Consider the following 11,800-nt stretch of genomic DNA (forward strand, 5'->3'; position numbering starts at 1 on the left):
TGGTGTTCCAGAACTACGCTCTGTACCCGCACATGACCGTCGCCGACAACATGGGCTTCGCTCTGAAGATCGCCGGCACCCCGAAGGACGAGATTCGCAAGCGCGTCGAGAAGGCCGCCGAGATCCTCGACCTGACCGAGTACCTCGATCGTAAGCCGAAGGCTCTGTCCGGTGGTCAGCGTCAGCGTGTGGCCATGGGCCGCGCCATCGTGCGTGAGCCGAAGGTCTTCCTCATGGATGAGCCGCTGTCGAACCTCGACGCCAAGCTCCGTGTGCAGACCCGTACTCAGATCGCCGCCCTGCAGCGTCAGCTGGGTGTCACCACCCTGTACGTGACCCACGATCAGACCGAGGCTCTGACGATGGGCGACCGCATCGCCGTCATCAAGCTCGGCATCCTGCAGCAGGTCGGCGCTCCGACCGAGCTGTACGATCGCCCGGCGAACGTCTTCGTGGCCGGCTTCATCGGCTCCCCGTCGATGAACATCAACACCCACCCGGTGATCAACGGTCAGGCCAAGATCGGTGAGGATACCATCGATCTGCCGCGCGAGGCTGTTGCCAAGCTGACCGCCGAGGACAATGGTCAGATCATCGTCGGCTTCCGTCCGGAAGACGCCGATCTCGCCGTTGCTGATGATCCCAACGCCTTCTCGCTGAAGGTTGTCAACGTCGAGGATCTGGGCTCCGACGGCTACATCTACGGCAATATCATCACCGATGGATCCGCCGCCGAGGCTTCGACGATGATGTCCGATCAGAACAAGCTCACCACGGTTCGCGTGAACCCGCGTGCGCTGCCGAAGATCGGCGACACCGTCAAGATCAAGATCGACCCGACCAAGATGCACCTGTTCGCTCCGTCGACCGAGCTGCGTCTGAACTAATGCTTGGCAGGGCTGCATAAGCCCGGTCAACCATTACACGAGGCATTCTCTTCCTCTCTTTGGCCTCGTGGGAAAAGGCTCCGCATGGCTGCGGGGCCTTTTCTTTTGCGATGTGTGCGTTTTGCATGGGAGCTGCCGCCCGCCCAGCCGTGGTCGGCGATTTGGCCTCCGTGCCGGTTACATTAGAGGCTATGGAATTGACTGATCTGCCGCAGATGGATCCGCGTGTGCTCAAGGCCACGTCGGTGAAGGCCGACCCGACCGCCCCGGCAACGGCGGAGCCGCAGGCGCTGAAAATCACCGCCGCGAGCTCGAACCCGAAGATGTTCACTCTGCCGTGGGAGAAGCCGCTGGCTACCTGGCCGGACGAGCTGCTCGCCAATCTGCCGCGAGGCATCTCCCGTCACGTCGTGCGCTTCGTGCACGTCGGCGATTCCGTGTACGCCATGAAGGAGATCACCCGCAACGTCGCCGAGCGCGAGTACGAGCTGCTGCGCCGTCTGGAGAAGCTCGAACTGCCCACCGTCGAGCCGATCGCCGTGGTGACGGGCCGTCATACCCGTGAAGGCGAGCCGCTGGAGGCGATTCTGGTCACCCGGCATCTGAAGTTCTCGCTGCCGTACCGCGCCCTGTTCGCCCGCAACCTGCGCCCGGACACGGCCGAACGGCTGATCGACGCCTTGGCCGTGCTGATGGTGCGTCTGCACCTCGCCGGTTTCTACTGGGGCGATGTCTCGCTGTCGAACGTCCTGTTCCTGCGCGACGCCGACGCGTTCTCCGCGTTCCTGGTGGACGCCGAGACCGGCGATCTGCACGTCAGCCTGTCTGAAGGCCAGCGCGAATACGATATCGACCTGGCCCGCACGAATATCATCGGCGAATTGATGGATTTGAGTTCCGGCGCGCTGCTGCCCAGCGAGGTCGACGAAGTGGAGGTCGGCAACCGTCTGGTGGAGCGCTACCATTCGCTGTGGAGCGCCCTGACCGATGTGGACAGCTTCAGCCCCGATGAGATGTGGAAGATTGAGAAGCGCGTCAATAGGCTCAACGAACTGGGCTTTGACGTGGACGAACTGGAGATGAACACCACGCCGGACGGCAACCGCGTGCTGGTGCGTCCGCGTGTGGTGGATGCCGGCTATGCCTCGCGCAAGCTGCTGCGTCTGACCGGTCTGGATGTGCAGGAGAACCAGGCCAAGCGATTGCTCAACGACCTGGACGCCTACCGCGCCTCCACCTGGCGTCAGGGCGAGGATCTGGAAATCGTGGCCACCGACTGGATGCGCGAGGTGTTCGAACCCACCGTGCGCATGATCCCGGCCGAATACCGCTCCCAGATCGAGCCGGCGCAGTTCTTCCACGAGGTGCTGACCCACCGCTGGTTCCTGGCCGAGCAGGCCGGGCACGACGTGCCGATGGTCGAGGCCGTGGAGAGCTACATCGCCAGTGTGTTGCCGAAGTACAAGCTGGATGCCTCGGTGATGGCCGCCATCAACTCTGAGGCTGATTCCGGCGTGATTGACGACGAGCGCACATTCGACACCAACACGTACGGCAATGGTGTATTCGACGCCGACGGTCGTCCCGTGCACCTGCGGGCTGACGATGACGACGATTACAACCCCGACGACGACCCCGACGCCGCCGTCTGGAGCCACTGAACGTTTGCAAACCGGAACCGGTTGACGGGGCCGCGACGCATCCAGGCGTCGCGGCCCCTGCCGTATGCGCCCGCCATGACTCCGGCGTCGTGCCCCGCTCGCATGACAGAATCGTGGCGTTGTCTACAGCAGAATCATGGTAATCTCTACTGCATAATTATGGTAATTTCTACAGCAGAATTATGGTAAACTCTATAGCAGGATTATGGGAGTTTGCTTCTTGGAGGAAAAATGATCATTCCTCGGGCGATGGCGCAGTTAGCGTCGCGAATGGCCGGTTGGTTCCCTGTGGTGTCGGTCACCGGCCCTCGGCAGAGCGGCAAATCGACACTGGTGCGTGAGGTGTTTCCGGACTATGAGTACGTCAATCTGGAAGATCCCAACCTGAGGGCTGTCGCCGCCGAGGACCCGGTGGGGTTCATCAGGAATCGGGCGCCGCATCTGGTCGTTGATGAGGCGCAGTATGTTCCCGATTTGTTCTCGATGATTCAGGTGGTGTCTGATGAGAACGGGACTCCGGGGCAATATATCCTGTCGGGCTCGCAGAACTTCTTGCTGTTGAAGAGCATCACGCAGTCATTGGCCGGCCGTGTGGGGTTGCTGAAACTATTGCCGTTGTCATACGCGGAACTGCTTGGCGGTGGGATCTCCTCCGGCGTGGACGAGCTTATGATTCGCGGTGGCTATCCACGTCTATATGACGTTGATATGGATGCCGACATCTTTTTTGAGGCCTATATCAGTACGTATGTGGAGCGTGATGTTGCCGGGTACCTTGATGTGCGCGATGCAGCTGCATTCCGGACGGTGTTGAGACTATGCGCATCCAATGCGGGGAATCTCATCAATTATTCCAACCTTGCGAGGGATGCGGACGTCGGTTTCCGGACGGTGAAGTCGTGGATGTCGATTCTGGAATCCAGCTATATCGTTTTCCCTTTGGAGCCATGGCATAGCAATCTGGGGAAAAGACTGACGAAAACGCCGAAGTTGTATTTCTATGATACGGGTTTGCTGTGCCATCTGCTTGGCATCCGTACGGTACCGCAACTGCTGTCGCACCCTATGCTGGGCGCGGTGTTTGAGAATCTGATTGTTTCTGAGACAGCAAAGCGGTATCTGAACCGGGGGAAAAATCCGGAGCTGTATTTCTACCGTGATGACAGCAAGCGGGAGATTGATCTCTTGGACTTTACCGACCCCAACAATAGGCTCGCGATTGAGATCAAGTCCTCGCAAACCCATCACGGCAGGTACGGTAAAACGCTTGTGGACGTTGGCGATATGCTGGGCGTTCCGGCTGATGGCCGCATGGTTGTGTACCGCGGTGACGTGGGGTTGCAGGCCAACGGGTTCGCTGTGACCACCGCCGCTGATTACATCGGGCAATCGGCGTGACATGATGTCGGGGAATGCTTGGTTAAGCGGTTAAAGTAGAGGGTATGCGCAAGACAACGGTCTACGATGTGGCGGAACGTGCGGGGGTGTCCACCGCCACGGTGTCGTTCACGTTCCGCCGCCCGGACAAGGTCAAGCCCGCCACCCGCGAACGGGTGCTCAAGGCCGCGCGCGAGCTCGACTACGTCCCCTCGGCCAATGCCCGTGGTCTGGCCCGCGGCAAGACCGGTGCGCTGGGTCTGTACTCCTTCGACATGATGATCGAACGTCCGCAGGGCAGCGATCTGGAGGATTTCGCCACCGAGGACATCTTCGAGCGTCCGGATGTGCTGGTGTACCCGTTGTATGCCGACGAAGTGCAACGTGGTTTCGAGGTGGAATGCTGGCATCGCGGCCAGACCGTGCTGTTGGGCACGGCGGTCTCGAAGCGGGACAATGGCTCGATCACCGATATCGCCGGCCGGGTGGACGGTTTGGCGCTGTTCCCGAACCGCGGCACGGATGACCTGCCGGTGGCGCGGTTGTGTCGAAGCATCCCGGTGGTGCGCATCGGCGAGACCGATGGCGAGTTGCCGTCGGCCGACGTGATCTGCGACAACGAGGGCGGCATCGAGGCACTGGTCGACCACCTGGTGGATGTGCACGGCGTCACCGAGATGTCGTTCATCGGCGAACTGGCAACCTACGACATGCATCAACGGTTCGAGATGTTCCAGTCGAGGGCGGCGGAGCGCGGCATCGCCATGGGCCGCCCGCTGCTGGACGATTCGACCTCGTCCTCCCGGGAATGGCTGGTCAACCTGTGCGAAGCCATCGACGCCGAACAACTGCCGCGCGCCCTGGTGTGCGGTAACGACCAGACGGCGTTGGCGGTGATCGACCTGCTGCGCGATGCGGGGGTGCGTGTGCCGCAGGATGTGATCGTGACTGGTTTCGACGGCATCCTGGCGTCGGCGCTCGCGCCGGTGACGTTGACGACGGTACGTCAGCCGTTGGGAGCGATGGGGCGTCTGGCGGCGAAGCTGCTGGCCGAATGTGACGGCATGCCGTGGGACGAACCAAGCGTGCACCGGATGCCGGTGAAGTTGGTGTTGGGTAACAGCTGCGGCTGCGCGTGACCGACGGTCGTATGGGGACAAGCGTCGCAGTGTCCGATCCACGGGGATATGTGTCCTAGGGTGGGCGTGATGCCTGATTTTCTGATGTCCTGATATTCGGCGTGTCGAAAATCTACGCGGTTTGACAAACATAAATCTACGCGATTAAATTTATATCGTAATCTACGCGGTTAGATTACGAGAATGGTTCAAGGAGGAGCAATGAAACATACACCGTGGAAAACCGCTGTGGCCGCAGTGGCCGGAACATCGCTGCTGCTCGGATTGGGCGCGTGCGGGCGTAGCGAGGACAAGCCCGCCGGCGCGTCCGAGGGCGCCGTCACCAGCATCGATTCCGAACCCGCCACCGGTGACCTGACGGTCTGGGCGATGGGCAACGAAGGCGACCTGCTGGGTGATTTCGTCGACGGGTTCAAAGAGGAAAACCCCGACGTCAACATCACCGTGACCGCCATCCCGTGGGCCTCCGCGCATGACAAGATCCAGACCGCCATCGCCGCCGGCACCGTGCCGGACGTCATCCAGATGGGCACCACCTGGATGGCCGACTTCGCCGATGCCTTCGCGCCGGTGTCTGAGAACTTCGATCTGAGCGACTTCTCGGCCGGTCCGCTGGAGGCCGGCCAGGTCGACGGCGAGCAGCTGGGCGTGCCGTGGTACGTGGACAGCCACGTCCTGTACTACCGCACCGACATCGCCGCGCAGGCCGGGTGGGATCACGCCCCGGAGACACTTGACGAACTCAGGCAGATGGCCGCGGACGTCAAGCAGGTGGACGGCGTGGAGAACGGCATGTACATCTCCCCGTCCGGCGCCGACTCCTGGCAGGGCACCCTGTGGGCGTTCTTCTCGTCCGGCGTCTCGCTGATGGACGACGAAGGCAACTGGACCCTGGACACCCCGGAGATGCACGAGGCCACCGAGTACATCGACGGCTTCTTCAAGAACGGCATCATCGGCACCAACCTGGACGTCACGCCGGGTGTATCCATCACCCAGTTCATCAACGGCCAGACCCCGATCATGACCGGCGGCCCGACCACCATCAGTCAGATCGCCGATCAGGGCGGCGACCCCGATACGTACGCCACCGCAGTCATCCCGAAGGGCGTGAGTTCCACCTCCTTCGTCGGCGGCGCCGACTTCGTGGTGATGGACGAGGCCGCCAACCCGGAGGCCGGCTGGAAGTTCATCCAGTGGATGACCCAGCCGGAGACGCAGGTCGAATGGTACAAGACCGCCACTGTGCTGCCGTCATCGCAGTCGGCCTGGGAGGACGAGGTCCTCGCCGGCGACGAGAAGCTGGCCGCCTACGGCGAGCAGCTCAAGAGCACGCAGGCCCCGCCGGCCGTGCCGACCTGGGCGCAGGTGTCCGCCGCGGGCGATCGCATCATGGAACAGATCTACAAGGGACAGCTCACGGTCGATGAGGGGTTGAAGAACCTGCAGGCCGAAGCCGAGTCGATCGGAACCGGTGAGTGACGATGGGCAAGCGTGCTCGTCGTGGGGCTGAGGGCGGCTGCAACGGCGCCCTCAGCCGCCGCCAGGCGCTAATCGCCTGGGGGTTCTGCCTTCCCTTCGTGCTGGTCTTCGGCGTGTTCATGCTGGTGCCGCTGCTCTCCTCGATGGGCATGTCGTTCACCGACATCACCTCGCGGGACCTGCGCACGCCGTTCAACGTGAACATCGTCGGGTTCGACAACTACGTCACGCTGCTCACCGATCCCCGGTTCCACAAGGCGTTGCTGACTACGGCGATCTTCGTCATCGTCGGCCTGCCGATCACCATCGCCATCGCCATGGCGTTCGCCGTGGCCCTGAACAAGGGACTCAAACACCTCAACGCCTTCTTCCGCGCCGTGTTCTACGCGCCGGTCGTCGCCAGCGTCGTCGCGGTCTCGGTGGTTTGGCGGTACATCCTGCAGGACGACGGCCTGCTGAACTCGCTGCTGGCCGTCTTCGGCATCGACGGCCCTGACTGGCTGCACGACACCAGGTTCGCCCTGCCGGCGCTGATGATCATGACGATCTGGCGCAACATGGGCACCCTGATGATCATCTTTCTGGCCGGCCTGCAGGCCATCCCCACCGAACTCAAGGAGGCCGCGGCCGTGGACGGCGCCGGCAAGTGGCGCACGTTCACCAGCATCACCCTGCCGCTGATGAAGCCCACGATCCTGCTGGGCGCCGTGCTCATCTCGGTGGCCTACCTGCAGTTCTTCGAGGAATCGTTCGTCATGACCCAGGGAGGGCCGCTCGACTCGACGTTGTCGGCCGCCTACTACGTCTACCAGCAGTTCGGATTCGGACGCTACGGCATCGCCTCGGCCGCCAGCTGGGTGCTGTTCGTCATCATCGCGGTGGTGAGCGTGCTGCAGTTCCGCATCCTCGGATCCGATGAGTGAAAGGGGAACGCACATGACCGCAATGACGCAACCCGTCGACGTGCCGGAGAACCGCCCCTCGCTGTGGAACAGGTTCCTCAAGGCCCGTGGCCCCGTGTACTGCGTTTTGGCAGTGATCGGCGTGGTGTGGATCTTCCCGTTCGTATGGATGGCCCTGGGCTCCGTCAAGACGCAGCGCGAGATCCTCGCCATCCCGCCCAAGCTGCTGCCCGAGCACGCCACGCTTGAGAACTTCACCAAATGGTTCCAGGAGCTGAACTTCGGCTCCTACTTCAGCAACAGCCTGATTGTGGCCGTCATCACCGTGCTGGGCAACATCGTGTTCTGCTCGATGGTCGGCTACGCGTTGGCCAAGATGAAGTTCGCCGGCAAGAACATCGTGTTCGGCGCGGTGATGGTCACCCTGATGGTGCCCAGCGTCGCCACGTTCGTGCCGTTGTTCGTCGTGGTCTCCAACATGGGGCTGTCGAACACGTACGCGGCGTTGATTCTGCCGTTCCTGACCCAGCCGATCGGCGTGTTCCTCATGCGTCAGTTCATCGCGGGCATCCCCGATGCGCTGATGGAGGCCGCACGCATCGACGGCGCGGGCGAACTGCGCATCTTCTTCCAGATCATCCTGCCGCAGTGCGGTCCGGCGATGGCCACGCTGGCCATCCTGACGTTCCTGTCCAGCTGGAACAACTTCCTGTGGCCGCTGGTCGCCGCGCAGACCGACGATATGTACACGCTGCCGGTCGCGCTCTCGCTGTACTCCACCGGCCAGAACGCCACGAACTACAGCGTGCTGCTCGCCGGCGCGGTGCTGATCATCACCCCGATCCTGCTCCTGTTCGTCTTCCTGCAGCGCTACTTCATCCAAGGCGTGGCGATGACGGGCATCAAGTGACCTAAGAAAGGCAAGGTTTCTATGACAGCACTTTCCTACACGTTCCCGAACGATTTCATCTGGGGCGCCGCCACCGCGGCACACCAGATCGAAGGGAACAACGTGTCCAGCGACTGGTGGGCGCGCGAGCACTCACCCAACACCGATCTGAGCGAAGCGTCCAACGACGCCTGCGACAGCTACAACCGCTTCGAGGAGGACATCCGCCTGTTGGCGGCCTCCGGGCTGCGGATGTACCGGTTCAGCATCGAATGGGCGCGCATCGAACCGGAATGCGGCTGCTTCTCCAAGGCGCAGCTGCTGCACTACCGCCGCATGATCGACACCTGCCGCCAGTACGGTGTGGAGCCGATGGTGACGCTGTACCACATGACGCTGCCGCTGTGGTTCGCCGAGCAGGGCGGATGGCGCCGGGCGGACGCGGTGGAGCGGTTCCGGCGGTACATCGAATATGTGCTGCCGATTCTGCACGACGTGACCTGGGTGTGTACGCTCAATGAACCGAATATGGTGGCATTGACGCGTGGCGGCACGGAGGGCTCCGACTTCATCGCCGCGTCGCTGCCCTATCCGGATCCGGAGATCTCGGAGAATCTCGTCGCCGCGCACCGCAGCGCGCGCGAGGTGCTCTCGTCCGTTCCATCCATCAAATCCGGCTGGACGATCGCCTGCCAGGCCTTCCACGCCGTACCCGGATGCGAGGCCGAGATGGAGGCGTACCAGTACCCGCGTGAGGACTACTTCACCGAAGCGGCCGCCGGCGACGACTTCATCGGCGTACAGGCCTACCTGCGCACCTTCATCGGCAAGGACGGCCCGGTGCCGACCGACCCGAACGCCGAACGCACGCTGACCGGATGGGAGTACTTCCCGCCGGCGCTGGGCATCGCCGTGCGGCACACATGGGAGGTCGGCGGGCATACGCCGATCTTCGTGACCGAGAACGGCATCGCCACCGCGAATGACGCGCGGCGCATCGACTACACCTACGATGCGCTCGCCTGCCTGCACGACGCGATGGACGACGGCATCGACGTGCGCGGCTACCTGCACTGGTCGCTGCTGGACAACTACGAGTGGGGATCGTTCCGTCCCACCTTCGGCCTCATCGGCTGGGACAAGGACACATTCGAACGTCACCCCCGTCCCTCGCTGGAGTGGCTGGGCAACGTCTCGCGCTCCGGCGTGCTGAGTCATCCCTCACGCTAGCGGTATCGCGTGCGGGATATCCCGGGGAGGGCCGACCATCGCGGGCCCTCCCCGTTTTCATATTTGCGACCGTCGTATCGCGACCGTCAGTTCGCGGCGGCCTCGCGGCGGGCGCGGGCGACCGCGTACAGGCTGATGCCCGCGGCCACGGAGGCGTTGAGCGACTCGACCATGTCGGAGATCGGGATGCCGGCCACGGCATCGCAGGCCTCGCGGACCAGACGGCTCACGCCCTTGCCCTCCGAGCCCAAAACCACAATCAGCGGGTCGGTCTCGAAACCGGTCTCGCCGACCAGCGCGTCGCCGCCGCCATCCAGCGCCACGGCGTAGTAGCCGCGCTCCTTCATGCTCTCGATGGCCTTGGTCAGGTTCACCACGCGGGCCACCGGCATATGCGCGGCGGCGCCGGCCGAGACCTTCCACGCGGCGGCCGTCACCGAAGCGGAACGGCGCTCGGGCAGGATCACGCCGTTCGCGCCGAACGCGGCGGCCGAACGGATCACGGCGCCGAGGTTCTGCGGATCGGTCACGCCGTCGAGCGCGATGAACAGCGGGCGTGCGGCCATGCGTGTGGCGGCGGAGTTCACGGCCTCCATGGCCTTGGCCTTCCTGTCGGCGGCCTCCACCAGATCATGCAGCGAGGAGTACTCGAACGGCTGCACCTTGAGCACCACGCCCTGGTGGTTGCTCGAACGGGCGATGCGGTCCATCTCCAGACGGTCCGCCTCCAGCAGATGAAGCCCCTGCTGGCCGGCCAGGCGCACGATGTCGCGCGTGCGGTCGTCATGTTCGATGCGCGTGGCCACGTACAGTGTGGACGAGGGCACGCCCACGCGCAGCGCCTCCAGCACGGCGTTGCGGCCGATGACCAGATCGTCTGAATCGGAGGTGAACTTGGCCGCGCGGCGGCGGGCCGCCAGACGCGGATCGGCCATCTTGCGGCGATCGGCCGCCTTCTTGGCCCGGTATGCCTTGTGGTAGACGCGATCCTCGGCCTTGGGCGTGGGGCCCTTGCCCTTCAGCTTGTTGCGGTGCTTACCGCCCGACCCCTTGGTCGGTCCTTTCTTCATAGCCATGCGCACCATTCTCCCAGCACCCCTCAACCTGCGCGGTGCGGTTCGGCGTTCATGACGGCGAAGTTCAGGCCAATCAGCACGCCGCCGCCCACGAAGTTGCCCAGCAGGATCACGCCGACCGCCGCGACCTCAAGCAGCGGATCGCCCACGCCGTGCAACCCCGCGATGAGGAACAGCACCGAGTCGGCCACCGAATGTTCGAATCCGAGGAACGCGAATACGAAGACCACCGTCACCATGATCACGCATTTGGTGAAGTCGTTGGTGAGCTTGCCGTTGTAGACCATCAGCATGCCGACGTTGATGCAGAAGTTGCACAGGATCGCCCGTACGAACAGATCGGCCACGCCGGCCGCCCCGGCCTGGAGGTATCCGGTCTTCAGCTGTACGGCGGCGACCATCTGTTCGAGCACCATGCCGTCGGTCACGGTCGAGCAACGCAGCAGCGCCGCCACGACCAGCCCGCCGATCAGATTGCCTGCGAAGCACAGCGCCAGAATCCGCAGGGACCGCGCCCACCCGATGCGGTGATGGTAGGCGCCGATCGACACGATCATCATGTTCGAGGTGAGCAGTTCCGAGTTCGTGTAGAAGATGAGCACCAGCGCCCACCCGAAGGTGACCGCGCCGAGTACGCGGCCCACCGTCGGCGCCCAGGCTGGGGCTCCGGCCGTCGAGAACGCCGCGACGATCGCGAAGTATGTTGTGAAGAAGATGCCCACGAACAGGCCGGCCATGATGGCTCGCTGCAGGTACTTGCCCGTCAGCTCGCCGGTCATCGTCTTCTTGCTGTCCAGCGCGTCGAGCACGGTGCTCACGAAGGTGCGCCCGGGGAACAGCGGGTCCACGGGCCGGGCGGAGGATGTGGTGGGCGATGGGGGTTGTACGTTCATGATTCCAGTGTGGCACGCCGCGGCCGCATCCGCCCCGCGTACGGGTGTGAGCTATCTCGCAGTGGCGGGCGTCGGGGTGCGCGGGCCGTGACCGGAACGGGGCAGAAACCGCTGATATGACCGGTTTCCGTGGCTCGCGCCGGGTAGAGGGTTTGCTTATAATAGCTGGGTATGCGTCGGCGGCAAAAGCCCCGGCGCCCATATCCGCGCAGTCGTGACTCGGCCGTGTGCGCACGCCGCCCGCGCCGGGAGGACTGAATACTC

The 11,800-nt window shown here is 63.4% G+C and carries 10 protein-coding genes; 8 read left to right on the forward strand and 2 right to left on the reverse strand.

From position 1 onward, the window contains the following. From B4C31_RS06350 to B4C31_RS06385, 8 genes are all read left to right on the forward strand, one after another. Positions 1-887, forward strand: an 887-nt coding sequence (locus B4C31_RS06350; RefSeq protein ID WP_291531791.1) for an ABC transporter ATP-binding protein, incomplete at its 5' end; no start/stop codon positions are given. Between the two features lie 191 nt (positions 888-1,078). Next, on the forward strand, positions 1,079-2,548 hold the full coding sequence (locus B4C31_RS06355; protein ID WP_291531792.1) for a DUF4032 domain-containing protein: 1,470 nt from the start codon (positions 1,079-1,081) through the stop codon (positions 2,546-2,548). 249 nt (positions 2,549-2,797) lie between these two features. Then, positions 2,798-3,946: an ATP-binding protein gene (locus B4C31_RS06360; protein WP_291531793.1), complete on the forward strand. Its 1,149-nt coding sequence runs from the start codon at positions 2,798-2,800 to the stop codon at positions 3,944-3,946. 44 nt (positions 3,947-3,990) lie between these two features. Further along, the gene (locus B4C31_RS06365) at positions 3,991-5,064 is read left to right on the forward strand and encodes a LacI family DNA-binding transcriptional regulator (protein ID WP_291531794.1); all 1,074 of its coding nucleotides are present in this window, start codon (positions 3,991-3,993) and stop codon (positions 5,062-5,064) included. A gap of 201 nt (positions 5,065-5,265) precedes the next feature. Continuing rightward, entirely contained in the window at positions 5,266-6,546 is a 1,281-nt protein-coding gene (locus B4C31_RS06370) for an extracellular solute-binding protein (RefSeq protein WP_291531795.1), read from the forward strand. A 2-nt stretch (positions 6,547-6,548) separates the two neighbouring features. Continuing rightward, on the forward strand, positions 6,549-7,469 hold the full coding sequence (locus tag B4C31_RS06375; RefSeq protein WP_033508995.1) for a carbohydrate ABC transporter permease: 921 nt from the start codon (positions 6,549-6,551) through the stop codon (positions 7,467-7,469). 13 nt (positions 7,470-7,482) lie between these two features. Next, on the forward strand, positions 7,483-8,358 hold the full coding sequence (locus tag B4C31_RS06380; protein ID WP_033507643.1) for a carbohydrate ABC transporter permease: 876 nt from the start codon (positions 7,483-7,485) through the stop codon (positions 8,356-8,358). A gap of 21 nt (positions 8,359-8,379) precedes the next feature. After that, positions 8,380-9,567 (forward strand): glycoside hydrolase family 1 protein, encoded by a 1,188-nt coding sequence (locus tag B4C31_RS06385; protein WP_291531796.1) that lies wholly within the window; start codon positions 8,380-8,382, stop codon positions 9,565-9,567. Between the two features lie 86 nt (positions 9,568-9,653). Here B4C31_RS06385 and rlmB read toward each other — a convergent pair whose 3' ends face one another. Then, a complete protein-coding gene (gene rlmB, locus B4C31_RS06390) occupies positions 9,654-10,643 on the reverse strand; it encodes a 23S rRNA (guanosine(2251)-2'-O)-methyltransferase RlmB (protein WP_291531797.1) in 990 nt (329 codons plus the stop codon). A gap of 23 nt (positions 10,644-10,666) precedes the next feature. Continuing rightward, positions 10,667-11,536 (reverse strand): formate/nitrite transporter family protein, encoded by an 870-nt coding sequence (locus B4C31_RS06395; protein WP_291531798.1) that lies wholly within the window; start codon positions 11,534-11,536, stop codon positions 10,667-10,669. Positions 11,537-11,800: the final 264 nt, after the last annotated feature.

Source organism: Bifidobacterium sp. UBA4282 (assembly GCF_002394995.1).
In the GTDB taxonomy this organism is placed as follows: Bacteria; Actinomycetota; Actinomycetes; order Actinomycetales; family Bifidobacteriaceae; genus Bifidobacterium; species Bifidobacterium pullorum_B.